The sequence below is a fragment of the Vibrio sp. 779(2023) genome, assembly GCF_033344285.1.
In the GTDB taxonomy this organism is placed as follows: Bacteria; Pseudomonadota; Gammaproteobacteria; order Enterobacterales; family Vibrionaceae; genus Vibrio; species Vibrio alginolyticus.
On record NZ_JAWPOM010000007.1, the window covers coordinates 27,441 to 54,406 of the forward strand.

At 45.5% G+C, this 26,966-nt stretch carries 20 protein-coding genes; 11 read left to right on the plus strand and 9 right to left on the minus strand.

Going from position 1 to position 26,966, the window contains the following annotated elements:
* Positions 1-9 precede the first annotated feature (9 nt).
* The 3 genes from aceE to lpdA all read left to right on the plus strand — a co-directional run bounded on the left by aceE (position 10) and on the right by lpdA (position 6,283).
* Positions 10-2,673 carry a pyruvate dehydrogenase (acetyl-transferring), homodimeric type gene (aceE, locus tag R8O70_RS10810; protein ID WP_005386612.1) on the plus strand — a complete coding sequence of 888 codons (2,664 nt, stop codon included), beginning with the start codon at positions 10-12 and terminating at the stop codon, positions 2,671-2,673.
* Positions 2,674-2,692: 19 nt separating this feature from the next.
* Entirely contained in the window at positions 2,693-4,588 is a 1,896-nt protein-coding gene (gene aceF / locus R8O70_RS10815) for a pyruvate dehydrogenase complex dihydrolipoyllysine-residue acetyltransferase (protein ID WP_171343194.1), read from the plus strand.
* A 267-nt stretch (positions 4,589-4,855) separates the two neighbouring features.
* Positions 4,856-6,283, plus strand: a complete 1,428-nt coding sequence (lpdA, locus tag R8O70_RS10820; protein WP_005379993.1) for a dihydrolipoyl dehydrogenase — start codon at positions 4,856-4,858, stop codon at positions 6,281-6,283.
* A gap of 145 nt (positions 6,284-6,428) precedes the next feature.
* Here lpdA and opaR read toward each other — a convergent pair whose 3' ends face one another.
* Positions 6,429-7,043, minus strand: coding sequence for a transcriptional regulator OpaR (gene opaR / locus R8O70_RS10825; protein ID WP_005379994.1), 615 nt, complete (start codon positions 7,041-7,043; stop codon positions 6,429-6,431).
* A gap of 319 nt (positions 7,044-7,362) precedes the next feature.
* Between opaR and hpt the strand changes: the two genes are divergently transcribed.
* Positions 7,363-7,893 carry a hypoxanthine phosphoribosyltransferase gene (gene hpt, locus R8O70_RS10830; RefSeq protein ID WP_005379995.1) on the plus strand — a complete coding sequence of 177 codons (531 nt, stop codon included), beginning with the start codon at positions 7,363-7,365 and terminating at the stop codon, positions 7,891-7,893.
* Between the two features lie 78 nt (positions 7,894-7,971).
* Here the strand turns inward: hpt and can are convergent, their stop codons facing one another.
* A complete protein-coding gene (gene can / locus R8O70_RS10835) occupies positions 7,972-8,640 on the minus strand; it encodes a carbonate dehydratase (protein WP_005379996.1) in 669 nt (222 codons plus the stop codon).
* Between the two features lie 281 nt (positions 8,641-8,921).
* On the opposite strand from can, the gene R8O70_RS10840 reads away from it, so the two are divergent.
* From R8O70_RS10840 to R8O70_RS10855, 4 genes are all read left to right on the plus strand, one after another.
* Positions 8,922-10,592 carry a SulP family inorganic anion transporter gene (locus R8O70_RS10840; RefSeq protein ID WP_005379997.1) on the plus strand — a complete coding sequence of 557 codons (1,671 nt, stop codon included), beginning with the start codon at positions 8,922-8,924 and terminating at the stop codon, positions 10,590-10,592.
* A gap of 250 nt (positions 10,593-10,842) precedes the next feature.
* On the plus strand, positions 10,843-11,760 hold the full coding sequence (locus R8O70_RS10845; RefSeq protein WP_005380000.1) for an ABC transporter ATP-binding protein: 918 nt from the start codon (positions 10,843-10,845) through the stop codon (positions 11,758-11,760).
* Positions 11,761-12,531 (plus strand): ABC transporter permease, encoded by a 771-nt coding sequence (locus R8O70_RS10850; RefSeq protein WP_005380002.1) that lies wholly within the window; start codon positions 11,761-11,763, stop codon positions 12,529-12,531.
* Between the two features lie 127 nt (positions 12,532-12,658).
* Complete coding sequence (locus R8O70_RS10855) at positions 12,659-13,588, plus strand: Kdo(2)-lipid IV(A) acyltransferase (RefSeq protein WP_005380004.1); 930 nt, start codon at positions 12,659-12,661, stop codon at positions 13,586-13,588.
* Between the two features lie 53 nt (positions 13,589-13,641).
* On the opposite strand, the gene panC is transcribed toward R8O70_RS10855, so the two are convergent.
* The 7 genes from panC to sfsA form a co-directional block, all read right to left on the minus strand.
* Positions 13,642-14,547, minus strand: coding sequence for a pantoate--beta-alanine ligase (gene panC, locus R8O70_RS10860; RefSeq protein ID WP_065274834.1), 906 nt, complete (start codon positions 14,545-14,547; stop codon positions 13,642-13,644).
* A gap of 11 nt (positions 14,548-14,558) precedes the next feature.
* Positions 14,559-15,353, minus strand: coding sequence for a 3-methyl-2-oxobutanoate hydroxymethyltransferase (gene panB / locus R8O70_RS10865; protein ID WP_054574817.1), 795 nt, complete (start codon positions 15,351-15,353; stop codon positions 14,559-14,561).
* A 24-nt stretch (positions 15,354-15,377) separates the two neighbouring features.
* Entirely contained in the window at positions 15,378-15,863 is a 486-nt protein-coding gene (folK, locus tag R8O70_RS10870) for a 2-amino-4-hydroxy-6-hydroxymethyldihydropteridine diphosphokinase (RefSeq protein ID WP_017635910.1), read from the minus strand.
* A complete protein-coding gene (gene pcnB / locus R8O70_RS10875; protein ID WP_258623921.1) occupies positions 15,860-17,227 on the minus strand; it encodes a polynucleotide adenylyltransferase PcnB in 1,368 nt (455 codons plus the stop codon). Before pcnB ends, folK begins: the two co-directional genes overlap by 4 nt.
* Positions 17,228-17,329: 102 nt before the next feature.
* Positions 17,330-18,193 carry a tRNA glutamyl-Q(34) synthetase GluQRS gene (gluQRS, locus tag R8O70_RS10880; RefSeq protein WP_047102653.1) on the minus strand — a complete coding sequence of 288 codons (864 nt, stop codon included), beginning with the start codon at positions 18,191-18,193 and terminating at the stop codon, positions 17,330-17,332.
* A gap of 95 nt (positions 18,194-18,288) precedes the next feature.
* Positions 18,289-18,735, minus strand: coding sequence for an RNA polymerase-binding protein DksA (gene dksA, locus R8O70_RS10885; protein WP_005386584.1), 447 nt, complete (start codon positions 18,733-18,735; stop codon positions 18,289-18,291).
* A gap of 136 nt (positions 18,736-18,871) precedes the next feature.
* Complete coding sequence (sfsA, locus tag R8O70_RS10890) at positions 18,872-19,588, minus strand: DNA/RNA nuclease SfsA (protein WP_017635909.1); 717 nt, start codon at positions 19,586-19,588, stop codon at positions 18,872-18,874.
* A 66-nt stretch (positions 19,589-19,654) separates the two neighbouring features.
* Here sfsA and hrpB point away from each other — a divergent pair, with 66 nt between their 5' ends.
* The 3 genes from hrpB (at position 19,655) to R8O70_RS10905 (ending at position 26,941) form a co-directional block, all read left to right on the plus strand.
* Positions 19,655-22,123, plus strand: coding sequence for an ATP-dependent helicase HrpB (gene hrpB, locus R8O70_RS10895; protein WP_318184183.1), 2,469 nt, complete (start codon positions 19,655-19,657; stop codon positions 22,121-22,123).
* Positions 22,116-24,488: a penicillin-binding protein 1B gene (gene mrcB, locus R8O70_RS10900; protein WP_053306758.1), complete on the plus strand. Its 2,373-nt coding sequence runs from the start codon at positions 22,116-22,118 to the stop codon at positions 24,486-24,488. The genes hrpB and mrcB overlap by 8 nt, the downstream gene beginning before the upstream one ends.
* A 122-nt stretch (positions 24,489-24,610) precedes the next feature.
* Positions 24,611-26,941 carry a patatin-like phospholipase family protein gene (locus R8O70_RS10905; RefSeq protein WP_005380018.1) on the plus strand — a complete coding sequence of 777 codons (2,331 nt, stop codon included), beginning with the start codon at positions 24,611-24,613 and terminating at the stop codon, positions 26,939-26,941.
* Positions 26,942-26,966 lie beyond the last annotated feature (25 nt).

The window sequence follows — 26,966 nt, forward strand, 5'->3', positions numbered from 1 at the left end:
TAGATCGCCATGTCTGATATGAAGCATGACGTAGATGCACTGGAAACTCAAGAATGGCTACAAGCGCTTGAGTCAGTTGTACGTGAAGAAGGTCTAGAGCGTGCTCAATTCCTATTAGAGCAAGTTCTAGATAAAGCACGTCTAGACGGTGTTGATATGCCAACAGGTATCACAACTAACTACATCAACACGATTCCTGCAGACCAAGAACCAGCATACCCAGGTGACACAACACTTGAGCGTCGTATTCGCTCAATTATTCGTTGGAACGCTATCATGATCGTTCTACGTGCATCTAAGAAAGACCTAGAGCTAGGCGGCCACATGGCGTCTTTCCAGTCTTCTGCTGCGTTCTACGAGACATGTTTCAACCACTTCTTCCGTGCACCAAACGAGAAGGATGGTGGCGACCTAGTTTACTACCAAGGTCACATTTCACCAGGTATCTACTCACGTGCATTCGTTGAAGGTCGTCTAACTGAAGAGCAGCTAGACAACTTCCGTCAAGAAGTAGACGGCAAAGGTATTCCTTCATACCCGCACCCTAAACTGATGCCTGAATTCTGGCAGTTCCCGACAGTATCGATGGGCCTAGGTCCAATCGCTTCTATCTACCAAGCTCGTTTCCTTAAGTACCTAGAAGGCCGTGGTCTTAAAGATACTTCAGAGCAGCGCGTTTACGCGTTCCTAGGTGACGGTGAGATGGATGAGCCAGAATCACGTGGTGCTATCTCTTTCGCTGCGCGTGAGAAACTAGACAACCTATGCTTCCTAATCAACTGTAACCTACAGCGTCTAGATGGCCCTGTAATGGGTAACGGTAAGATCATTCAAGAACTTGAAGGTCTGTTCAAAGGTGCTGGTTGGAACGTAGTGAAGGTAATCTGGGGTAACAACTGGGATTCACTACTAGCTAAAGATACGACTGGTAAGCTTCTACAGCTTATGAATGAAACGATCGACGGCGACTACCAAACATTCAAATCAAAAGATGGCGCGTACGTACGTGAGCACTTCTTTGGTAAGTACCCAGAGACAGCTGCACTTGTTGCTGACATGACTGACGACGAAATCTTCGCACTTAAGCGTGGTGGTCACGAGTCTTCTAAGCTATACGCGGCATACAAAAACGCGGCAGAAACTAAAGGTCGTCCAACAGTAATCCTAGCTAAGACTGTTAAAGGTTACGGCATGGGTGAAGCGGCTGAAGGTAAGAACATCGCGCACCAAGTTAAGAAGATGGACATGACTCACGTACTACACCTACGTGATCGTCTAGGTCTTCAAGACATCCTAACTGACGAAGCAGTGAAAGAGCTTCCGTACCTGAAACTTGAAGAAGGTTCAAAAGAGTACGAATACCTACACGCTCGTCGTAAAGCGCTACACGGCTACACGCCACAGCGTCTACCAAAATTCACTCAAGAATTCATCGTTCCTGAGCTAGAAGAATTCAAGCCACTACTAGAAGAACAGAAGCGTGATATCTCTTCTACTATGGCATTCGTACGTGCGCTAAACGTTCTACTTAAGAACAAGAACATTGGTAAGAACATCGTTCCTATCATTGCTGACGAAGCACGTACATTCGGTATGGAAGGTCTGTTCCGTCAAATCGGTATCTACAACCCGCACGGCCAAACTTACACACCAGAAGACCGTGGCGTTGTTTCTTACTACAAAGAAGCGACTTCAGGTCAGGTTCTACAAGAAGGTATCAACGAGCTAGGTGCTATGTCTTCATGGGTTGCTGCTGCGACTTCATACTCGACAAACGACCTACCAATGATCCCGTTCTACATCTACTACTCAATGTTCGGCTTCCAACGTGTTGGCGACATGGCGTGGATGGCTGGTGACCAACAAGCACGTGGTTTCCTACTAGGTGCAACTGCGGGTCGTACAACGTTGAACGGTGAAGGTCTACAGCACGAAGACGGCCACTCGCACATTTTGGCGGGTACGGTTCCTAACTGTATTTCTTACGACCCAACATTCGCGTACGAAGTAGCAGTAATCATGCAAGACGGTATCCGTCGCATGTACGGTCCAGAACAAGAAAACGTGTTCTACTACCTAACGCTAATGAACGAAAACTACGCAATGCCAGCAATGCCAGAAGGCGCTGAAGAAGGCATCCGTAAAGGTATCTACAAGCTAGAAACTTACACGGGCGACAAAGCGAAAGTTCAGCTAATGAGCTCTGGTACTATCATGAATGAAGTACGTAAAGCAGCTCAAATCCTAAGCGAAGATTACGGTGTTGCTTCTGATGTTTACTCTGTAACGTCATTCAACGAACTAACTCGCGATGGCCAAGATGCAGAGCGTTTCAACATGCTTCACCCAGAAGCGGAAGCGAAAGTACCTTACATCCAAACAGTAATGGGTACTGAACCTGCTATCGCAGCAACTGACTACATGAAGAACTACGCAGAGCAGGTTCGTGCATACATTCCTGCTGAGTCTTTCAAAGTTCTTGGTACTGATGGCTTCGGTCGTTCAGACAGCCGTGAAAACCTACGTCGTCACTTCGAAGTGAACGCAGGTTACGTAGTAGTAGCAGCGCTAACTGAACTAGCGAAACGTGGCGAAGTTGAGAAATCTGTAGTTGCAGAAGCAATTAAGAAATTCGACATCGACACAGAGAAAACAAACCCGCTATACGCTTAATTAAGAAGGTAGATAAGAAATGGCAATCGAAATTAATGTACCAGACATCGGTGCGGATGAGGTTGAAGTTACTGAGATTCTTGTAAGCGTTGGCGACAAGGTTGAAGAAGAGCAGTCTCTGATCACAGTTGAAGGCGATAAAGCTTCTATGGAAGTTCCTGCTTCTCAAGCGGGTATCGTTAAAGAAATCAAAGTTGCAGAAGGCGACAAGGTTTCTACTGGTTCTCTAATCATGATTTTCGAAGCCGAGGGTGCAGCTGACGCTGCACCTGCTCCTGCGGCAGAAGCAGCTCCAGCAGCAGCTCCAGCTCCAGCAGCAGCAGCGGCAGAACTAAAAGAAGTTCACGTACCAGACATCGGTGGTGATGAAGTAGAAGTTACCGAAATCATGGTTGCCGTTGGCGACAGCATCGAAGAAGAGCAATCTCTTCTAACTGTTGAAGGCGACAAAGCTTCTATGGAAGTTCCAGCGCCATTCGCAGGTACTCTAAAAGAGATCAAAGTTGCAGCAGGCGATAAAGTATCGACTGGCTCACTTATCATGGTATTCGAAACAGCAGGTTCAGGCGCTCCAGCAGCACCAGCGGCAGCTGAAGCTCCTGCGGCAGCAGCTCCAGCAGCGTCTGCGGCAAAAGAAGTGAACGTTCCAGATATCGGCGGCGACGAAGTTGAAGTTACTGAGATCATGGTTGCGGTTGGCGACACAGTGGAAGAAGAGCAATCTCTAATCACTGTTGAAGGTGACAAAGCTTCTATGGAAGTTCCTGCACCATTCGCTGGCACAGTTAAAGAAATCAAGATTGCAGCTGGCGACAAAGTGTCTACTGGCTCACTAATCATGGTATTCGAAGTGGCGGGTGCAGCACCTGCTCCTGCAGCAGCTCCAGCTCAAGCGGCAGCACCTGCAGCTCCGGCTCCTAAAGCAGAAGCTCCGGCGGCAGCAGCTCCAGCAGCGACTGGCGATTTCAAAGAAAACGATGAGTACGCTCACGCGTCTCCAGTTGTTCGTCGTCTAGCGCGTGAATTTGGCGTTAATCTTTCTAAGGTTAAAGGTTCTGGTCGTAAGAGCCGTATCCTAAAAGAAGACGTTCAAGCTTACGTGAAAGATGCACTTAAGCGTCTTGAGTCTGGCGCAGGTGCAGCAGCATCTGGCAAAGGCGACGGCGCGGCTCTTGGTCTACTACCATGGCCAAAAGTGGACTTCAGCAAGTTTGGTGAGACAGAAGTTCAACCGCTATCTCGCATTAAGAAGATCTCTGGCGCAAACCTACACCGTAACTGGGTAATGATCCCGCACGTTACACAGTGGGATAACGCAGACATCACGGCTCTTGAAGCATTCCGTAAAGAGCAAAACGCGATTGAAGCGAAGAAAGACACTGGCATGAAGATCACACCACTTGTGTTCATCATGAAAGCGGTAGCTAAAGCGCTTGAAGCGTTCCCCGCGTTCAACTCTTCTCTATCAGAAGACGGTGAGAGCCTAATTCTGAAGAAATACGTGAATGTTGGTATCGCGGTAGATACACCAAACGGTCTAGTTGTTCCTGTATTTAAAGACGTGAACAAGAAAGGCATCTACGAGCTATCTGAAGAGCTAATGGCGGTTTCTAAGAAAGCACGTGCTGGTAAGCTAACTGCGGCTGACATGCAAGGTGGCTGTTTCACTATCTCTAGCCTAGGCGGTATCGGCGGTACAGCGTTTACTCCAATCGTAAACGCACCAGAAGTTGGTATCCTAGGTGTGTCTAAGTCAGAAATGAAACCGGTATGGAACGGTAAAGAGTTCGAACCGCGTCTACAACTTCCACTGTCTCTATCATACGACCACCGTGTGATCGATGGTGCTGAAGGTGCGCGCTTCATCACTTACCTAAACTCATGTCTATCTGACATTCGTCGTCTAGTTCTGTAATAGAAATTAGATGAATGAGAGGCGGCAACTTAGCCGCCTCTGCTAATCATAATTACCGACAATTTGGTTATCAGCCTTGCTTCGTTCAGGGTTTTCACAATCGAATTGTTGTCTAGCTCACAGGCTAAATTGATTTACTTTTCACACCATTAACATCTCTGTAAACTGTTAGCGGTCTGAAAATAACTGTTTAAAACAAATCTCTCTTAAACATAAAAAATCGATACCCACTCAGCCTGTTAGGGATAATGACTACAAGAGGTCAAAATGAGCAAAGAAATTAAAGCCCAAGTTGTTGTACTTGGTTCTGGTCCTGCTGGTTACTCCGCTGCATTCCGTTGTGCGGACTTAGGTCTTGAAACTGTACTAGTTGAACGTTACAGCACGCTTGGCGGTGTATGTCTGAACGTGGGTTGTATCCCATCTAAAGCACTGCTTCACGTTTCTAAAGTAATTGAAGAAGCGAAAGCGATGGCTGACCACGGCGTTGTGTTCGGTGAGCCTCAAACAGACATCAGCAAAATCCGCATCTGGAAAGAAAAAGTTGTTAACCAACTAACTGGCGGCCTAAGCGGTATGGCTAAGATGCGTAACGTAACAGTAGTTAACGGTTACGGTAAGTTCACTGGCCCTAACTCTATCCTTGTAGAAGGCGAAGGTGAGCCAACAGTTGTTAACTTTGACAACGCAATCGTTGCGGCTGGTTCTCGTCCAATCAAACTGCCATTTATCCCGCATGAAGACCCACGTATTTGGGACTCTACTGACGCTCTAGAACTAAAAGAAGTGCCAGAAAAACTGCTTATCATGGGCGGTGGTATCATCGGTCTAGAAATGGGTACGGTTTACCACTCTCTAGGTTCTAAAGTTGAAGTTGTTGAAATGTTTGACCAGGTAATTCCTGCAGCAGACAAAGATATCGTGAAAGTATTTACTAAGCGTATTAAAGACAAGTTCAAGCTAATGCTAGAAACGAAAGTAACAGCAGTTGAAGCAAAAGAAGACGGTATCTACGTTTCAATGGAAGGCAAGAAAGCGCCAGCTGAAGCTGAGCGTTACGATGCGGTTCTAGTTGCTATCGGTCGTGTACCAAATGGTAAGCTAATCGACGGTGAAAAAGCGGGTCTAGAAATTGACGAGCGCGGCTTCATCAACGTTGATAAGCAAATGCGTACTAACGTTCCTCACATCTTCGCGATCGGTGATATCGTTGGTCAACCAATGCTTGCTCACAAAGGTGTGCATGAAGGTCACGTAGCTGCTGAAGTTATCTCTGGTAAGAAGCACTACTTCGACCCTAAAGTTATCCCTTCAATTGCGTACACTGAGCCAGAAGTGGCTTGGGTTGGTAAGACTGAAAAAGAAGCGAAAGAAGAAGGCATCAAGTACGAAGTAGCAACATTCCCATGGGCAGCATCAGGTCGTGCAATCGCATCTGACTGTGCAGACGGTATGACTAAGCTAATCTTCGACAAAGAAACTCACCGCGTAATCGGTGGTGCTATCGTTGGTACTAACGGTGGTGAACTACTTGGTGAAATCGGCCTTGCAATTGAGATGGGCTGTGATGCAGAAGATATCGCTCTGACTATCCACGCTCACCCAACTCTACACGAGTCTGTAGGTCTAGCTGCTGAAGTATTTGAAGGTTCAATCACTGACCTGCCAAACAAAAAAGCAGTTAAGAAGAAGTAAGCTTTTTCTGACTGAATGATAGAAGCCGCTGCATTGCAGCGGTTTTTTTATGCTTGTTATATAGAAATATAAATGTGTGCTTAGCTGACAGCAGACAATAAAAAGCCCACCAAACGGTGGGCTGACATATATTACGAGCTAAGCTTTAGTGTTCACGGTTGTAAATGCAAAGCATATCTAAGTATGAATTCACTAGATGTTTCAGCTCCGCTTCACCTTTAGCGCGGTTCGCTTGGACAAACAGTGAGTAACAAATACCGTGGAACAGGTTTGCCAAGTGTTCTGAATCGTGCTGGTCACACACTTCGCCACGTTCAATTGCTTTAATGAACATGTTTTGTACCAGCAACTGGTTAGTACGGTTAGTTGAAACAAACAATGGCCATACTTCGTCACGTGTTGAAGCACTCCACTCGAACCATACTTTTAGCCAGTGACAATCTTGGCTGACAAGCTCGATCATCGCATTAGTAATATTGGCGATGTTTTCACGTGCATGTAAGTCTAGGTCTATGTTATCCGATAGGAAGTTTGAGAACTGACGTACGACGTGATTGAGAACTTCATCCACCAAGTCTTCGCGTGTAGGGAAGTAGTTAAAAACAGTCGCTACAGAAACTTGAGCAATTTCTGCGATATCTGCGTGACCACCACGACCGATGCCGCGGCGCGCAAATACTTCCAATGCGATTTCCATTAACTGTTGCTTACGCTTAATTGGAGAAAGCCTAGTTCTAGGTCTCTTTGCAATTGAGTCCATATCCATTTTCCTTGCCATTTGAGTTGATATTGGGGGTAACCCCCTAATTGATTATTTTAATAGTTGCTTAAAGCAGTGATGAGTGTAATGGTGCATATGCACAAGGTCAACATCTGTAGAACAATTTATATACAGTAATGTCATTATTATTGATAAATTTAGCTATGAACTTTATAAAACTAAGACCTTCTTCCAAGATTTTTTGGCAACAGGATGCGACTTTCAACCCAATGAACGTGGTGATACACTACACGCCGTAAGATTAGGTGATCGTTTGCGTGCGACTTACCTCAACCCACAAATTTAGATTGAGCACAGTATGAAACATACAATAGAAGTCATGATTTCTGAGCAAGAAGTTCAGGAGCGAGTTCGTGAATTAGGCAAACAAATTACAGAGCGTTATCAAGGTAGTGAAGATCTTGTGTTGGTAGGCTTATTGCGTGGCTCATTTGTATTTATGGCAGACTTGGCACGTGCTATCGAACTGACTCACCAAGTTGATTTTATGACTGCGTCAAGCTACGGCAATACGATGGAAAGCTCACGTGACGTTCGTATCTTGAAAGATTTGGATGATGACATCAAAGGTAAAGACATTCTGCTTGTTGAAGACATCATTGACACTGGTAACACACTAAATAAAATCCGTGAGATTCTTTCGCTACGTGAGCCGAAGTCTATCGCTATTTGTACGCTCCTAGATAAGCCATCTCGTCGTGAAGTGAATGTTCCTGTGGATTGGATTGGTTTCGAAATTCCAGATGAATTTGTCGTTGGGGTGGGTATTGATTACGCGCAGAAATACCGCCACTTACCATACATCGGTAAAGTTGTACCTCAAGAATAATCATTGAGAGCAGCATTAAAAATATAAAAAAAACGCCCATCTAAGATGGGCGTTTTTTGTTCAACTTTTAGATATGACTTAGCGACAAAGCAGCTTGTTATCTGTATTTAGAATCGTCGAAAGAGCTTTCTGGTAAGACGCTTCTACGGTTTCCTTAGAGTTAGAACGAATGCCTAAGTACTCTAAGCGACCATCTTCAATTCCGTATACCACACCATGAATTTCAACATCTTGTCCACGCTCCCAAGCGTTTTGCAGGATGGTTGAGTTACCCAAGTTGTACACTTGCTCTGCAACATTAAGCTCGCCTAGTTTATCCGCTCGATCTTGTTGCGGCATTTGATCTAGGTAAGTGCGGTGTTTGAAATAGATATCTCTGATATGTAACAGCCAATTATTAATAAGACCTAGCTTAGGGTTATCAATGGCTGCATTTACGCCACCACATCCATAGTGTCCACAGACAATGATGTGTTTAACCTTAAGAACGTCTACGGCGTACTGGACGACGGATAGACAGTTGAGATCAGTATGGATAACTTGGTTTGCAACATTCCGATGAACAAAGAGTTCACCTGAGTATAGTCCGGTTAGTCGCTCGGCAGGGACGCGGCTATCAGAGCAGCCAATCCAAAGAAAATCAGGCTTTTGCCCCTCAGCGAGTTTTGCGAAGTATTCAGGTCGATCAGATTTGATCTCTTGAGACCATTTCGAATTGTTTTCAAATAACTGTTTTATTTCCGGCATTTTGCAAACTACTTCCCTTAAAAGACAAAATCGCTGCCGCTGTTTGTGTGCACATGCAAGCGATCAGTGTTGTAACTATACACAATGTTACAATTTCGATCTCGTTAAATATTCGTCAGATAGGACTCATCTGACTAGTTTTCATTAAGAAAAAAGTAAAATCTGGTGAAACTATTTGTGGTGTGAATTTAGCCTTAATCTATTTATGGTTTAAATTTTCGCCTAGCTCGTTAAAGTAGTGATATTTTACTTTTTAAAATTGAATGCAGGGAAAATCAGCAGTGTTCGGTAGTCGTTTTGAAGATATCAATTTCAAAGGGGATGTATTTGGCGGGGTAACCACGGCGATTATCTCTCTCCCTCTGGCGTTAGCGTTTGGTGTTGCATCCGGAGCCGGTGCTGAGGCCGGCCTTTGGGGAGCAATAATGGTCGGTTTGTTTGCCTCGTTATTTGGTGGTTCTAATACGTTAATATCAGAACCGACAGGGCCAATGACGGTAATCATGACCGCAGTATTAACCAGTATGATGGCGAAATACCCAGAAACGGGCATGGCTATGACTTTCACGGTTGTCATGATGGCTGGCGCGTTCCAAATCCTATTGGGGACGTTAAAACTGGGTAAATACGTTACCTTAATGCCTTATAGCGTTATTTCCGGGTTTATGTCTGGCATTGGTGTGATTCTTATCATTCTGCAGTTATCGCCTTTGATGGGGCATGCTGCGCCTTCAGGGGGAGTACTCGGAACGTTATCTGCTTTGCCGGAGACCATTTCTAACCTTAAGTTCAGTGAGTTGTTTTTGGGACTACTGACTTTGGGGATTCTTTTTTTCTTCCCTAAGCAATATCGTAAATACGTTCCTGCACAGCTCGTGGCATTGGTCGCGGTGACTTTATTGTCTGTGATTCTCTTTGATACAGAAGATATTCGTCGTATCGGTGAAATTCCTGCTGGGTTACCTTCTCTCGTCGCCCCTTATATTGACACAGATATGTTTGTCGAGATGGTCATTGATGCATTAGTGCTCGGCACATTAGGTTGTATTGATACTTTGTTAACGGCGGTTATCGGTGACTCATTAACTCGTAAAGAACACGACTCAGATAAAGAGCTGCGAGGTCAAGGGTTAGCTAACATGATCTCAGGCTTGTTTGGTGCGCTGCCGGGGGCGGGGGCTACCATGGGGACGGTAACGAATATCCAAGTTGGGGCTCGTTCGCCATTATCTGGTGTGATTCGTGCACTAATGTTGGCGTTGGTTGTACTGGTTGCTGGCGGATTAACAGAGCCAATCCCGATGGCTGTGTTAGCTGGCATTGCGGTGTATGTTGGCTTTAACATCCTAGACTGGAGCTTTATTCAGAGGGCACATAAGGTAAGCTTTTCCGGAATGGCGGTGATGTATGGCGTTATGTTGCTTACAGTATTCGTTGATCTTATCGTTGCGGTGGGTTTAGGCGTCTTTATCTCGAACATTATCATCATCGAGCGTTTGAGCCGAGAGCAGGCGCGACAAGTAAAAGCGATCAGCGACGCGGATGAAGATGATGTGCCGCTGACTGACAGCGAGCGTGGTTTGTTGGATCGTGCTAATGGTAAAGTGCTGTTCTTTTATCTTTCCGGTCCGATGATCTTTAGTGTTTCTAAAGCCATTTCACGTCAGCACTCTAGTATTTCGGACTATGACGTGATGATTCTCGATCTTACGGATGTACCAATGATTGATGTGACCGTCGGTTTGGCGTTAGAGAATGCGATTAAGGATGCTCTCGATGCCAATTGTGCCGTGTATTTATTATGCCCGAATGAGCGAACACGAGAACAGCTAGAGAAATTCCATGTGATTGACCTTGTGCCTGATGAAAATATGTACCAATTCCGTTACGAAGCATTGAATGCGGCGGTGGCACATGTTGAGGCAGACCAGTATCAGCGCATAACGGCGTAATCATTCTGACAGTTAAAAACGCAACAGTGTCCTGTTGCGTTTTTTTATGCTCTATTTTGTCTTACTCAGAGATAACCTTTACGAGGTAAGGGTTATATTTCCAATATTATCGAAAGGTTTATTTGTAATCATCGTTATTCAACGATAAACTGATGGACCTCCAATACGATACCCAAGGCGATTTTGTAGTAAACCGCTGCTAAATATGAGTCGGTATTAGTAATCACAAACAAACGGCAATCAAGACCTTATGTACGCATTAGAAATTGAACAACTGCGCAAGACGTATGCAGGTGGCTTTGAGGCGTTAAAAGGTATAAGTCTCCAAGTGAAAAAGGGTGACTTCTACGCGCTTCTGGGTCCCAATGGTGCAGGAAAATCGACCACGATTGGCATCATTTCCTCCTTAGTGAATAAAACCTCCGGAACGACGAAAGTTTTCGGTTATGACATTGATACCGACCTCGAATTGGCCAAGCAGAATTTAGGCTTGGTGCCACAAGAGTTCAACTTCAACCAGTTTGAAACCGTTGAGCAAATTGTGATGCAGCAAGCTGGCTATTACGGTGTGTCTAAAGTGTTAGCCAAAGAAAGAGCAGAAAAATACCTGAAAAAATTGGATTTATGGGAAAAACGCCAAGAGCGTGCTCGTAACCTATCCGGTGGGATGAAGCGTCGTTTAATGATCGCAAGAGCTTTGATGCACGAGCCGCAATTACTCATTTTAGATGAACCAACGGCTGGAGTGGATATTGAACTACGCCGCTCAATGTGGGGGTTTCTGAAAGAGATCAACCAAGAGCAAGGAATTACGATTATTTTAACGACACACTACCTAGAAGAAGCGGAGATGCTGTGTCGAAATATCGGCATTATTAATCGTGGTGAGCTGATTGAAAATACCACCATGAAGGCGTTACTAGGTAAGCTAAGCGTCGAGACATTTATCTTGGATATTGAGTCAGAAGTCGAGGTGCCTGAGCTTGAAGGTGTTAATCGACAAAGTATTGTTGATGGCTCTTTAGAGATAGAACTAGATAAAAGCCAAGGATTGAATTCGGTATTCAGTCAGTTAACAGAGCATGGCATTAAAGTTCTCTCAATGCGTAACAAAGCCAACCGACTTGAAGAGTTGTTTGTCAGCATTGTAAGAGAGGGGAGTAATTAAATGTACGGTTTATATTGGACGGCATTTCGCAGCTTGCTGAGCAAAGAAGTCACTCGTTTTACACGTATTTGGGTGCAAACCTTAGTGCCGCCAGCCATTACGATGACGTTGTACTTCATCATTTTCGGCAATCTTATTGGCTCTCGAATTGGTGAGATGAGCGGCTTTAGTTACATGGAGTACATTGTTCCAGGTTTGATCATGATGTCGGTGATCACCAACTCATACTCGAATGTTGCGTCTTCATTCTTTAGTGCAAAGCTACAGAAGAATATTGAAGAACTGCTGGTGGCACCGGTACCAAACTATGTGATTATTGCTGGCTATGTGATGGGCGGCGTGACTCGAGGTTTGTTGGTCGGTGCAATTGTTACTTGTGTGTCACTTTTGTTCGTTGATTTGCAAGTGGAGCACTGGGGCATTATTGTCGCGACTGTCTTCATGACGTCGGTGGTATTTGCTCTCGGTGGCTTGATCAATGCGGTTTACGCAAAAACATTTGATGATATTTCGATCATCCCTACGTTTGTATTGACCCCTCTAACTTACTTGGGAGGTGTCTTTTATTCGATTAGTCTTCTGCCTGAATTTTGGCAAGGCGTTTCTAAGATCAACCCAATCGTCTACATGGTGAATGCGTTCCGTTACGGCTTTTTAGGTGTCTCGGATGTAGGCATTATCACTTCATTTAGTGTACTTGCAGTGTTTGTTGTTGCACTGTATGCCATTGCGCATTATCTAGTAACCAAAGGGATTGGGCTAAGAAGCTAAGCCATTCTCATAAAGCAAAGAGCGGCGATTCACGCTGCTCTTTCGCATGCATAACAATACATACCCATACAATTTTTCGGTTTTTATCATGGTAGGTTTCAATCATTTGTAATAAATGAGTGATCCTATGAATATTGTCCCGCCGCCGCCTTTCTCCTATCAGTTACTTAAGCCCAAATATTGGTCTGTATGGCTGGCATTTGGATCTTTAGCGATTCTTGTTAATGTACTGCCATACGTAGTATTGCGAATCTTAGGTAGAAGCATCGGCTGTATTGCGATGCATGTAATGAAGCGCCGATACAAGATCGCTCTGCGTAATCTCCAGCTGTGTTTCCCTGATTTTACGGATTGGCAATGTAAGGACGTAGTACGAAAAAACTTTCAATATACTGGAATGGCGATCATCGAAACCGGTATCGCTTGGTTTTGGCCAGATTGGCGGATACGTCGGATAACCTCTATTGTTGGAAAAGATCGTTTACTCGCTGAGGAAAAGAATGGACGTGGTGTGTTGGTGGTGTGCAGTCACCATTTAAACTTGGAGATAACCGCTCGTATTTTTAGCCAGTTTGCCCAAGGTTATGGCGTTTATCGCCCAAATTCGAATCCTGCTTATGAGTTTATTCAACATCGAGGTCGAACTCGTTTTGGACATCAAATGATTGATCGAAAAGACGTGAAATCAATGCTCAAAGTTCTGAAGAATGGTCATCGACTTTGGTATTTACCCGACCATGATTATGGCGTTAGCCATTCTGTTTTTGCGCCGTTTTTTGCTGTTGAACAAGCGGCGAGTACCGTCGGGTCTAGTGTTCTCATTGATGCAACAAAGTGCGCGGTTATATCTGGCGTTACAGTGAGTAAAAATCACCATTACACGCTGTACATTGGAAAAGACATTAGCGAGCGTTTCGAGAGACGTAATGCGGTTAAAGCGGCAAGCATCTTGAACCAAGAGCTTGAGAAAATGATAAAACGTGATATTCCAGCGTGGATGTGGCTGCACAAGCGGTTTAAAACTCGCCCTGAAGGGTTAGATTGCGTCTATACGTAGAGTATAAAAAAGGTCGACTAAGAGTCGACCTTTTTACTTTTATGGCTCAGAGCTTACTCTGCGTTCTCTGAGTTTGTATTGTTAGATTCAGCTTCTTCCTTCGTTTCGACAACCATATCTACCGTTTGGTTATCGATAAGACGAGCTTTGCCTAGGAACGCAGACATCAGAATAACAGCTTGTGTCGTTTCTGGTGTGATCACTTGTAATGTACGAGCATCACGAATGAAGATCTCATCAGGGTGCAGACCTGCAGCTCGAAGTTGGTCGCTTGCATCTTCGATGATCGATGCGTAGTCATCGCGGCCACCGCGAATGGCACTACTGATCCAACGCATTGTACGAGCAAGTACAGGAGCGCGTTGACGCTCGTCCAGCGTAAGCAAGCCATTGCGTGAACTCATTGCTAAACCGTCCATTTCACGTACGGTTGGTACACCGATGATTTCAATGTCCATTGCTAGGTCATCAACCATCTTGCGGATAACAGCAAGTTGTTGGAAGTCCTTCTCGCCGAAGCACGCGACATCCGGTTGTACGATGTTAAACAGCTTATTCACAATCGTCGTCACGCCACGGAAATGACCTGGTCGAGACGCGCCTTCGAGAATTGTTGATAGGCCAGGGACATCGACGAAGGTTTGCTTATCCAGACCTTCAGGGTAGATAACTTCTGGTGTTGGCGTAAATACCACATCGACCCCTTCAGAGGTTAACTTGCTTAAGTCTTCCTCTAGCGTGCGTGGGTAATTATTTAAATCGTCAGCACGATCAAACTGCATCGGATTAACAAAGATGCTTACGACAACGATATCAGCGTATTCGCGTGCTTTACGCACTAAAGTTAAGTGGCCTTCGTGAAGGTTGCCCATGGTAGGGACAAACGCCACTTTACGACCTTCACGTTTAAAGGTTTTAAGGTGTTCACGAACTGCTGAGATTTCCGCAAAAGTTTGCATGCATTTATCCTCTAGGCAATGGTATGAGCGTCGTCTGGGAATACACCGTTGGCTACATCTTCAATGTATTTAGTAACGGCTTTGCGCATATCACCTGTTTCAGCAAGAAAGTTTTTGGAGAATTTCGGCATGTAGTTGGCAGAAATACCGAACATATCATGCATCACGAGAATTTGACCATCTGTTACGTTACCTGCACCAATACCGATAACAGGAACGTCAAGCACTTGCGTAATACGTTCAGCAAGCTCAGCTGGTACGCATTCTAGTAAGACGATTTGAGCGCCTGCTTCTTGCAGCGCTAATGCGTCTTTTACCATGCGGTCTGCTTTTTCTTGATCGCGACCTTGGATTTTGTAACCACCAAAAATATTAACAGCTTGAGGAGTTAAACCAAGATGAGCACAAACTGGAACTGATCGTTCAGTGAGCATTTTCACCGTGTCGACAAGCCAGTCACCACCTTCAATTTTTACCATATTGGCACCAGCACGCATCAGTTTAGCCGCACTTTCGCAAGCTTGCTCTGGCGTGGTGTAGCTCATGAATGGCATGTCTGCCATCAACAAACAATTTGGGCTACCAGCACGTACGCAACGAGTATGGTAAGCGATATCATCGACCGTTACTGGCAGAGTATCGTTGTGACCTTGCAAAACCATACCTAGAGAATCACCAACAAGAAGTACTGGCATTTCTTGGCTTTCAAACAGTTGGGCAAAGCTCGCATCATAAGCGGTTGAAGTAGCAAATTTACGACCTTCTTGCTTCCACTTGATTAGGTCGTTGATGGTCATTTTTTTCATGGTTTTATCCTTACTAGGAGTTGGCTATGACTGCCAGATACTGAGGCCGTTTCTATCTACTTGTTCCAGTAGTTCAGAGACCTCGGTCCCATCAGGGAGTTGTAAACTTGGTGCAATTTCCGCAAGAGGGTAGAGTACGAATTCACGCTCTTTCATTCCATAATGAGGAACGATCAGCCTCTCGGAATTAATCACCTCATTGCCATAAAGCACAATGTCGAGGTCCAAGGTTCTTGGTCCCCAGCGTTCGTCTTTACGGACACGCCCTTGTTCTTGCTCTATAGCTTGTGTGCAATTGAGCAATTCAATAGGCGTCAAACTGGTGTTAATAGACACAACCGCATTGATGTAATCCGGTTGGTTTTGTGGCCCCATTGGCGTGCTGCTGTATAGCGAAGAAGCTTGAACAAACTCTGATTTAGGCAGCGTTTTTAATGCTTCAATCGCTTGCTTCGCTTGGCTGACAGGATCCGCCAAGTTACTGCCTACCGCAATGTACGCTGTAATCATGATTTGGGCTTACTCTTTTTCTTGCGATAAGTTTTACGGCGGCGCTGGCCTGTTTTCGGTGATTGACCGTCTAAGTCGGCAGCCATTGCTTGACGCATTTCTCGGCCTGCATTTTGAAAAGTTTCCCACCACTTGGCAAGCTTCTGAGTGTCACCACCTTCAATTTCACCGCGCATTTCAAGAAAATCAAAGCCAGCTCTAAATTTATTGAGCTCCATAAGACGGAATGCACGTTTACCGTTACGTCGTGGAAGACGAAGCTGTAACTGCCAAATCTCGCGAATGGTTGCGGTGTGGCGTCTTGGAATGGCAATTGTGCGAACTTGCTCGTCAAGAATGATGTTGCTCGCTTCCATAATGGCGTCGTAATGGCCTACGTTGCGCTCTTCCATCAGTTCATCGGCTTTCGCACACAGTGGGTACCACAGCATTGCAGCAAACATAAATGCTGGATTGATGCGTTTCCCATCTTCGATGCGCATGTCGGTAGAATCTAGGACAAGATCCAACATCTGCTCAGTATGAGAGGAGTAATCTTCTGTAAAGTGCGCTGCAATCGTCGGGAATAGTTGCTGGAATAGGTTGTACTCACGCAGTAGGTGGTAGGTTTCTAAGCCATGACCGGATTGCAATAATTTGAGTGACTCTTCAAAAAGACGCGCTGACGGAATGTCACCGAGCAACGGTGCCATGTGTTCGATTGGCGCTGCGGTGTCTTCTTCAATATCAAAGTCTAGTTTTACCGCGAAACGAACCGCACGCAGCATGCGCACAGGGTCTTCACGGTAGCGTGTTTCTGGATCACCAATCAGTCGAATTAGGCGATCTTCTAAATCTTCAATACCACGTGCGTAGTCGTGAATCGAGTAATCTGCGATGTTGTAGTACATCGAGTTAATCGTGAAATCACGGCGCTCAGCATCTTCATCGATGGTGCCGTAGACGTTGTCACGCAGCAGCATACCCTCTTTTGATTGCTGAGAAATGCTCTTATTCTTTTGCTCTTGGTGGTGACCACGGAATGTCGCAACCTCAATGATGTCTCGGCCAAACATAATATGAGCCAAGCGGAAGCGGCGACCAATCAAACGGCAGTTACGAAATAGCTGTTTGATCTGTTCCGGCGTTGCGTTGGTCGCAATGTCAAAATCTTTTGGTTTTTGTCCAAGCAGTAAGTCTCGAACCCCGCCACCCACAAGAAAAGCATCGAAACCAGCACCATTTAGGCGGTACAGTACCTTCAGCGCATTATCACTGATCTGCTTACGCGAAATGTTGTGCTCTTCACGAGTTATTACATTGAGAGCGAGCTCTGGAATTGTGGCAGGTTCGCTTGGTGTATAGTCGTTTGTATTCATGTGCATCTGGCAATAACTGGGTTTAATCCAATCTTGCTTTGGTTAGTTTTATACGCCTCTAGGGCCTAATTTGCGGCTAATGATAGCCTACACAATGCCATTTGAGAATCACGGTGTGATCTCGATCTCTGCTGGAAGCTGTTCCAACCGCCAGTTTTCGCAGCCCCAACGAAGAATATCTTCTATGTTGGCCGCCCTTACGGTTTCAGGTATCTCGAAACCTAAAAATGTCATGGCGCGCAATAGAGTAGGTTTTGGTGTATCTATATCAATAGCCGTCGCGTGATTTTGTTTCGACAATTTATTGCCGTTGTTGTCCATCGCCAATGGTAAATGCAAGTAGCTAACTTCAGGCTGACCAAGTATTTGGTACAGGCTAATTTGACGCCCTGTCGGCTCGATTAAGTCTGCACCTCGCACGACTTCTGTGACGCCTTGGTCGATGTCGTCCAATACTACCGCAAGATTATAAGCAAATAATCCATCTCGACGTTTAATAATGAAATCTTCATTAACGAGTTGCTCTGGAATCGTAATGGTTCCCTGCTTTTGGTCGAGGAAATGAGCGACAGGCTTGGTCATTTTTAGGCGAATCGCGCCGTCTTTCAAGTTTTTATCGCGGCAAGTGCCAGGATAAAAACCGCCATGCTCTTTAATTTGCTTACGAGTACATTGGCAATAATAGGCTTCTCCATTTTCGAGCCATTTGTTTATTTGAGCTTGGTAAAGGTCGTGACGTTCGCTCTGGTATACCACTTCTCCATCCCAATGCAGCTGATAGGCCTTGAGTGCCTCTAGGATAAGTTGCGCTGCACCTGGCATTTCTCTTGGTGGGTCTAAGTCCTCAATACGTACTAACCAAGCTCCGTTTTGTGCTTTCGCTTGAAAATAACTGCCAAGAGCGGCAATCAGTGAACCAAAATGCAGTGGACCAGAAGGAGATGGGGCGAATCGACCTACATAGCGTGTCATGCGTGTATCTCGAATTTAGTAAACAAATAGGGTGCGAAGATAGCCAAAACAAAAAGGGAGCCTGAGCTCCCTTCAACAATCATAATGCTGGGTGATTAACCTTGCATTTGCTTCTCTTTGATTTCTGCAAGTGTTTTACAGTCAATACAAAGGTCAGCGGTTGGACGTGCTTCAAGACGGCGAACGCCAATCTCTACGCCACAAGACTCACAGAAGCCAAAATCGTCTTCTTTGATTTTATCCAAAGTCTTTTCAATCTTCTTGATCAAACGGCGTTCGCGGTCACGGTTACGCAGTTCTAGGCTGAACTCTTCCTCTTGAGAGGCGCGGTCAACTGGATCTGGGAAGTTTGCTGCTTCGTCCTGCATGTGGTGAACAGTACGATCCACTTCAGCTCTTAGCTGGTCGCGCCAAGCTGTTAAGATTTTCGTAAAGTGTTCAACCTGCTCTGGTGACATGTACTCTTCACCAGGTTTTTCCTGATATGGCTCCACGCCGGCAATGGCTAGGATGCCTATCGTTTTCTTCTTTGATTCTGGCATACAGCATCTCCTACTTACACCTAGTCAACTGCTACGCAGTCAATTTAAGGCGGGTATCTATAGCAAAAAGAGGCGGTGCAAGCAAATACTGAATCGCAAAGTTATCGTCAATGTGAAGACGACATCATTTTTTCTCTTAATTGATAAAATCAATAGCGGAAATCAGCTTCATTCCAGTATCGCTCAGTTCAGCTTTGTAGCAGAGAACTTCCACTCCAGCGTCTTGTGCTTGTTTGAGTAATAGTGAATATTTCGCGTCTATATGGTGCGCCGCGGATACTTTTTCAATACCTGAATGTAAAACAGTGAATAAAAGTATGGCTCTACTTCCATTTTGTGCCATTTCTGTGAGCTCTCTCAGGTGTTTTTGTCCCCGAGTCGTGACCGCATCTGGGAAGTATCCTTGTCCAGTAGAGTCGGTCTCATCAAGAAGAGTGACGCTTTTCACTTCTATATAGCACTTTGGCTTGTCGTCTGCGCTGAGCAAGATATCAATTCGGCTATTTTCATTGCCGTATTTCACCTCAGTTTGAAGTGTGTCATAACCACAAAGCTCTGAAATGACATTATTTTCAATAGCCTCTACGGCTAATTGATTGGCGCGCGCGGTATTGATACAAATACGGTGGCCTTGTTCGGTTTCACTCAACTCCCAACTATTGGGGTATTTTCGTTTCGGGTTGTCGGAAGTAGAAAACCAAACCTTGTTTCCGGGCGTAGCACAACCCGTCATTGCACCTGTATTTGCGCAGTGGATTGTACGGATTTCACCAGTATCGAGCTCGATATCGGCAAGAAAGCGTTTATAACGTTTGAGTAGAGTGGCGGACTCTAAAGCGGGTGTGAAATGCATTTGCTTATTTAGACAAAAAATTTTTTATGTACAATGTTGCCACCATTACACCATAAGGTATTTTCTTTGTCACAATTGCCGATTGAAGCCGTGATGCCTGAGTTGCTGACGGCGGTCAAAAATCAACATCAAGTGATCTTAAAAGCGGTGCCTGGTGCCGGTAAGTCGACTTACTTCCCTTTGCAGTTACTCTTAAATCATTCGGTTGCTGGAAAAATCATCATGCTTGAGCCAAGACGACTCGCGGCGCGTAACATTGCCCGTTATCTTGCTGAGCAATTGGGAGAACAAGTTGGTCAACGCGTGGGTTATCGAGTTCGTGGCGAGGCAAAGGTAAGTTCTGCAACGCAGCTGGAGATCGTGACCGAAGGGATCATGACCAGGATGATCCAAACTGACCCTGAACTGGATGGGGTTGATCTACTGATCTTTGATGAGTTTCATGAACGCAGCATTCATGCCGATACCGCTTTGGCATTCAGTTTAGAAGTTCAAGAGGCATTGCGAGACGATCTCAAGCTGGTGGTAATGTCGGCAACGCTTGACCAACAAGCATTACAATCGTTGTTGCCGGAAGCCAGTTACATTGAATCTGAAGGGCGCAGCTTTGATGTGGCAATGCGCTACCAGCCGTTAGGTGTGAACGAGCATTTACCTACGAGTATGGCAAAAACAATAGAAAGTCTTATGAACAAAGAGTCCGGATCTTTGTTGGCTTTCCTGCCGGGTGTTGGTGCCATAAAACAAGTTGAAGAGCGGTTGTCTCATTTAGCGGATGATATCGACATATGCCCACTTTATGGTCAACTGAGTTTTGCAGACCAACAAAAAGCGATTACGCCAGCAGAACAAGGTAAGCGTAAAGTCGTTCTAGCGACCAACATTGCAGAAACTTCACTAACGATTGAAGGCATTCGCCTCGTGGTTGATTCTGGGTTAGAGCGTATTGCCCGCTTTGATTTGAAAAACGGTTTAACACGCTTAGAGCAAACACGCATTGCACAGTCTTCAGCGATTCAGCGTGCAGGACGAGCGGGACGAATAGAAGAGGGCATTTGTGTTCGTCTTTATTCTGAAAGCCAGTTCAAGCAGCAACCGCTGGTTCCCCTACCCGAAATTTTGCATTCCGATTTGGCTAGTTTAGTTATGGAGCTTGCCTTTTGGGGAACGGGTGATATCCACGATCTAAAGTGGCTTGATGTTCCCGCTAATGCGTCATTGGAACAAGCGAAGCAGCTATTGGTGTCATTGGGACTACTGACGGAAAAAGGGCAATTAACGTCCGAAGGAAAACAGGCGCATGAACTAGGCGTTGAGCCTCGTGCGGCTGCGATGCTAATTAAAGCGCTATCTTACAGTGATAAGATGTTAAATGCTGCTTTGGCGGCGGTCGCACTGATTGAAGAGCCAGAGAGAAATGTTACCAATATCGCTCATAGCTTGCATCGTTGGCTTGTTGGTACTCATCCAAAAAAGTCGATGTTGTTCAAGCGTGCTCAATCTCTGGCGTACAAATTGGATACGGTATTTGACCTGAAAGGCGTGGATGAAGATGCATTACCGCTGGTGTTAAGTTTGGCATTTCCAGATCGCATTGCGCAGCAGCGCACAAATCAATTTGGGCGATTTACTTTGGCTAATGGTCATGGTGCAGAATGTCATCAGGAAGACATGCTAGGTGGCTGTGAGTATTTGGTTGCCGTTGACTTAATGCGTTCTCATTCTAATTCAAGTCAAATTCATTCGGCATGTGAATTGGATGTCAATATATTGCGAACGACCTTTGATGCGCTATTTTCGTCTGAAGAAGTAGTGGACTGGGATGAAAAAAGAGGCCGTCTAATAGCTGAGCGACAAACAAAACTCGGTCTGCTGGTCGTTGAACGCGAGCCGTTGCCAAGCCCGGGCAAAGAAAAAATGACACAAGCTTTACTCACGTATGTCCGCCGCCAGGGCTTACAGAGTCTAAACTGGACACCGGCAGCGGAGAGCTTGTTGGCTCGGATTCGTTGTGCGGTGGAATGGTTACCTGAGCAGTCATGGCCAGTGTTTGATGAAGCCAGTTTGCTGGATTCATTAGAGGAGTGGTTAGAACCATACATGACGTCTGTCAGCTCGGTTAAAGACCTGAGCAAGATAAACTTGGTCGAAGCGCTTAATGCTCTATTAGGTTGGCCACTCAATCAACAACTGGATGAATGGTTACCTGAGCATTACCAACTACCCACAGGTTCAAAGAAGCGTATCCGTTACCAATATGGCCACGAGCCGATATTATCGGTGCGTATGCAAGAAGTATTTGGGGAGAGTGGTTCCCCAACGGTAGCTCTTGGCCGCAAGCGTTTGGTGCTTGAACTGCTTTCACCGGCACAACGTCCATTGCAAGTAACGTCGGACTTGGCGGCTTTCTGGAACGGAAGCTACAAAGACGTTCAAAAAGAGATGAAAGGGCGCTACCCAAAACACGTTTGGCCAGATGATCCTGCCAATCATGTAGCAACAACGAAAACAAAAAGACAATTGAATAATGACTGACAGCAAGAAGCCTAGCGCGAAAAAAGCGCCAGCGAAGAAAAGTACAACCAATAAAGGAACCGCAAAACAGACTCGACGTACGCCGAGTAAAAAGCCGACTAACGAGAAACGTTCGTGGTTGAAAGTTCTGTGGTCGTTTAGCTGGAAAGCTGGCGTTGCACTTGCCGCTGTTTTGCTGTTTGTTGGGATTTACTTAGATAGTGTGGTGAAAGAACGCTTTGAAGGTCAGCTGTTTGAGCTGCCAACGGTGGTTTATGCCCGTATCTTGAATCTAAGCCCTGGTGAGAATATCACCATCCAAGAACTGCGCAACGAGCTAGATGTGTTGAATTACCGTAAAGTGAGTCAACCTCGTTACCCAGGCGAATATTCCTCTTCTTCCACTCGGATTGAATTGATTCGTCGTCCATTCGAGTTTGCCGATGGTCCCGAGCCGGATCGTCACATTATGCTGCATTTCTCTGATTCCGGCTTGCAACGTATTCAGTCTTTAGAATCTCGAGGAGACCTTGGTTACTTGCGCCTAGAACCGAAGATGTTGGGCATGCTGGAGAAAGACCGTGATGAACAGCGCCTTTTCTTACGTCGTGATCAGTTCCCTGAAATTTTGGTGGATGCACTGCTTGCGACCGAAGACCGGGATTTTTATCAACATGACGGGGTGTCACCGCTCGCGATTGCACGTGCATTGGTTGCGAACATTAAGGCGGGTCGTACTGTTCAAGGTGGTAGTACGCTGACTCAGCAATTGGCAAAAAACCTGTTTTTGACTCGTGATAAAACACTGTGGCGTAAAGTTCGAGAAGCGTATATCGCGCTAATTTTGGATTACCGTTACAGCAAAGATCGTATCTTAGAAGCCTACCTAAACGAAGTGTACCTAGGTCAAAGTGGAGGTGAAGCGATCCACGGGTTTGGCTTGGCGTCGCGTTATTATTTTGGGCAGCCAATTCAGGAGTTGCGAATCGATCAATTGGCGATGTTAGTTGGGATGGTAAAAGGACCGTCTTACTACAACCCAATTCGTTACCCTGAGAGAACGAAAGAGCGTCGTGATCTCGTTCTGCGCCTGTTAATGCAGCAAAACATGTTGACTTCAGAGCAGTATGAACAAGCTGTAAGTCGTCCACTCGATACGCAAAGCAAGCCACGTATTGCGAGCCGTCAGCCAGCTTATTTCCAACAATTGAGTATTGAATTAAAAGAAAAAGTTGGGGAGCGATTTAAGGCAGAGACCGGACTGCGCGTATTTACGTCTCTGGACCCAGTATCGCAAAGCAAAATGGAACAAGCTATCGCGAAAAAGATCCCAGAACTAGCTAAACGGGGTGGTAAAGAGTTAGAAGCCGCAGCTGTGGCCGTTGATCGCCATAGTGGTGAAATCCGTGCGATGGTAGGTGGTAAACGTGTCGGTTATGAAGGCTTTAACCGCGCGCTCAATGCCAGTCGTCCGATTGGTTCTTTAGTGAAACCAGCGATTTACTTAACGGCTCTAGAACAACCGGATAAATACAACCTAGGCACGACGCTACACGACACGCCGTTAAGTCTGAAGAGCAGTAAAGGTAACGTGTGGACGCCGCGCAACTACGATAGAAAATATCGTGGTGATGTGCCACTTTACATTGCTTTAGCGAAATCACTTAACGTACCGACCGTGCGCTTAGGTATGGCACTTGGCATTCCTGAAGTGTCCAATACTTTAGAGCGTTTGGGCGTGAACAAAGACGAAATTCGCCCAGTGCCTTCGATGTTTTTGGGTTCGTTTTCTTTGACGCCATTCGAAGTTGCACAGATGTATCAGACTCTGACGAATTCAGGTAAGCGTGCAAAACTGACCGCTCTGCGCTCAGTCATGGATATGGAAGGTAATGTGCTGTATCAATCCTTGCCTCGTTCATCAAGAGCCGTGGATGAACAAGCTGCATGGCTAACGACCTACGCGATGAAACAAGGGGTTGCTCAAGGCACTGGCCGCTTCTTACAAAGCCAGTTTGGTTGGGCTGCATTGGCAGGAAAAACGGGTACCAGTAATGACAACCGCGATAGTTGGTTTGTCGGTGTTGATGGTCGTGAGGTGACGACAATTTGGCTAGGCCGTGACGATAATAAACCCGTGAATCTAACAGGGTCGAGTGGTGCATTACGAGTGTACGCAGAGTACTTGAAGCAGCGTATTCCTGAGCGTTTAGAGCTCCCATGGCCAAGAGAAATCACCACATTAGGGTTCAAGCCTACATCTGATGGAGGTTTAGAAATGAACTGCCGTAGTGATTACAAACTGCCGATTTGGGATAAAACCGGTCAGATAAAGCAACAGTGTGAGAAGAAATCAAACTGGTTAAATAGCATATTTGATTGGTAGCATCGCCAAATCAACAACATTAGCTTGTTTATCTGATTAATTCTTAGTACATATTAGGGCGTGTTAGTACAGTACTGCTAGCACGCCCTACTTGATCAGATATTCAATAAAGGAAGAAGTGAATGTTCAAAAAGCTGTTATCAAGCCCATCGGTTCGCAACTTTGCGCTTTGGGTTAGTACCTTTTTGATGATCACTCCTTCTGTTTCCCTCGCAAACTCTCTAACAAAAACGGATGACTTGGAACCTCGACCAAAGGTGGCGGTTGTGCTCGCTGGTGGCGGAGCGAAAGGGGCGGCACACATTGGAGTTTTAAAAGCATTGGAAGAAATGCAGATCCCTGTGGATATTGTGACCGGTACCAGTATGGGCGCCTATGTGGGTGGGCTTTATGCCACGGGTATGAGTGCTGATGAAATCGAGAGTTTTATCTACACCGTCGATTGGGGCAGCGGTTATCGAGATCGTGTTGACCGTAGCCAACGTCGAGTTCGTGACAAAGAGTATGAAGACCGCTATCAAATTAATACCGACCTCGGCTTAAGATTCGGTGAGGTACGAGCACCAACGGGTGTGGTGCAAGGCCAGAACATGTTGCGAGTATTGCGTGAGACTACAGGGAACTTAGGGCGATTCGATTCTTTTGATGATCTTGCCATTCCCTATCGTTCTGTTGCGACAGATATTCTTGCCCTAGAAGAAGTCGTACTGGGCAATGGTTACCTTGTGGACGCCATGATGGCTAGCATGTCTGTACCAGGAGCGCTTCCTCCCTATAAGCTCAATGGCCATATGCTTGTCGATGGCGGTGTCGTCAATAACATGCCTGTCGATGTGGCTCGCGCCATGGGGGCTGATGTCGTTATTGCCGTCGATATTAGCACCGACTACAAAACCGAAGATGAATTTACGGGGCTGTTTACTGTCGCGGACCAACTCTCTAACTATCTCGTTCGTCGTAGTACACAACAGCAAGTGGACGAGCTTGAACCTCAAGATATCTATATTCGTCCCAATGTGGGCACCATGGAAACTGTCGAGTTCGACAAAATGCCTTGGGCTTTTCAAGCTGGGTACGATATTACCAAGCAGTTAAAAGACAAGCTGAAAGGGTTGCGCTTGTCCAATGCGGACTATCAAAAATACATCGATCGCAAACAAGAAGTTCGTAAAACTTTGATTTATGGCGATCAGCGTGTGGTTGATGACATAGTGATTGTTAATAACACGCACTACAGCGATGTGTTGTTGACGAATCGTATTGAATTAGAAACCGGACGTCGTATTTCAACGGCCGAAATTGAGAAAGCCGTTGAAAACCTCTACGCGTTAGATCGGTTCGAGCTCATCACTTATCACTTTGAAGAGGTTGATGGTGAGACATTGTTGGTTTTTGATGTTAACGAGAAGTCGTGGGGGCCTAATTATCTCAACTTCCGATTTTTTCTTGAAGATGACTTCGATACAGATAGCCAGTACGGCATAGGAATATCGACCAACTTTACCAATTTAAACTCTCATGGCGCGGAGTTGGCGTTCAACGTAGAAATGGGCACGGATAAGCTGATTGAAGCTGAGTTGTATTCCCCTGTTTTATCTAGCCAAGAACTTTTTGTATCGGGGCGAATTTCCTATGGTAGTGAGAGCCGAAACTTACCTTTAACAGAGCCTCAAGCACCAGATTTAGAGTCAGTAAATGACTTTTTTCCGGTCACTTACGATGATTTTACAACAGAGTTAGCGATAGGTATCCAACCCACATTGTGGCAAGAACTTCGATTTGGCGCTCGCTACTCAACCGGAGATATTGAGCTTTCTACTTTGGCTTCTGCTGGTAAATTGGATTTTGAACGTCGTGGCCTGTTTGCCAATTATCGCCTAGATACACTTGATGATTTCGCATTTCCGACTCGTGGGCTTTTAGTCGATCTCGAATATTTAGTGTCTCATGATCAAAGTCCTCAAGGCGTTAGCCTTTTAGAAACTGACAAAATTATTGAAGATACCGTTTATGAAATCTCTGCACGATTTAAAGGTGCAGTGAGTCATCAGCGTCATACTTTAGTCGGACATGCTGAATATAGTTTTGTAGAGAGTAAAAACTCATCTTTACCGCTTGATCCCAGAGAGTTGGGCGGCTTCTTAAGCCTATCGGGAATCCCAAGAAATAGCCTGATCGGACAGAACTTATTTTTCAGCAGTTTGGTGTACCGATATAAGTGGTTTGATAATGATTTCGGATTGTTTGAAGCTCCAGTCTACCTGGGCGCATCGGTCGAATATGGCGGTGTTTGGTCTGATAATGATCTGAAACTAAACGAAGCGCCGCTTTACAATGCTGGCTCCATCTTCTTTGGTGTTGACTCACCAATAGGACCAATAATGTTGGCATACGGTCGTACCGAGCAAGATTTGGATGCTGTGTATTTGATCGTAGGAACATCGTTTAATTAATCGGGTATGAGAAAGCAAAAACTTG

Coding starts and splice junctions, on each gene's coding strand:
- panC (WP_065274834.1), bottom strand. CDS start 14,547: ATGCAAACTTTTGCGGAAATCTCAGCAGTTCGTGAACACCTTAAAACC.
- folK (WP_017635910.1), bottom strand. CDS start 15,863: ATGATTACAGCGTACATTGCGGTAGGCAGTAACTTGGCGGATCCTGTC.
- hpt (WP_005379995.1), top strand. CDS start 7,363: ATGAAACATACAATAGAAGTCATGATTTCTGAGCAAGAAGTTCAGGAG.
- R8O70_RS10850 (WP_005380002.1), top strand. CDS start 11,761: ATGTACGGTTTATATTGGACGGCATTTCGCAGCTTGCTGAGCAAAGAA.
- lpdA (WP_005379993.1), top strand. CDS start 4,856: ATGAGCAAAGAAATTAAAGCCCAAGTTGTTGTACTTGGTTCTGGTCCT.
- pcnB (WP_258623921.1), bottom strand. CDS start 17,227: ATGCACATGAATACAAACGACTATACACCAAGCGAACCTGCCACAATT.
- R8O70_RS10855 (WP_005380004.1), top strand. CDS start 12,659: ATGAATATTGTCCCGCCGCCGCCTTTCTCCTATCAGTTACTTAAGCCC.
- gluQRS (WP_047102653.1), bottom strand. CDS start 18,193: ATGACACGCTATGTAGGTCGATTCGCCCCATCTCCTTCTGGTCCACTG.
- can (WP_005379996.1), bottom strand. CDS start 8,640: ATGCCGGAAATAAAACAGTTATTTGAAAACAATTCGAAATGGTCTCAA.
- aceE (WP_005386612.1), top strand. CDS start 10: ATGTCTGATATGAAGCATGACGTAGATGCACTGGAAACTCAAGAATGG.
- dksA (WP_005386584.1), bottom strand. CDS start 18,735: ATGCCAGAATCAAAGAAGAAAACGATAGGCATCCTAGCCATTGCCGGC.
- mrcB (WP_053306758.1), top strand. CDS start 22,116: ATGACTGACAGCAAGAAGCCTAGCGCGAAAAAAGCGCCAGCGAAGAAA.
- R8O70_RS10845 (WP_005380000.1), top strand. CDS start 10,843: ATGTACGCATTAGAAATTGAACAACTGCGCAAGACGTATGCAGGTGGC.
- aceF (WP_171343194.1), top strand. CDS start 2,693: ATGGCAATCGAAATTAATGTACCAGACATCGGTGCGGATGAGGTTGAA.
- opaR (WP_005379994.1), bottom strand. CDS start 7,043: ATGGACTCAATTGCAAAGAGACCTAGAACTAGGCTTTCTCCAATTAAG.
- R8O70_RS10905 (WP_005380018.1), top strand. CDS start 24,611: ATGTTCAAAAAGCTGTTATCAAGCCCATCGGTTCGCAACTTTGCGCTT.
- panB (WP_054574817.1), bottom strand. CDS start 15,353: ATGAAAAAAATGACCATCAACGACCTAATCAAGTGGAAGCAAGAAGGT.
- sfsA (WP_017635909.1), bottom strand. CDS start 19,588: ATGCATTTCACACCCGCTTTAGAGTCCGCCACTCTACTCAAACGTTAT.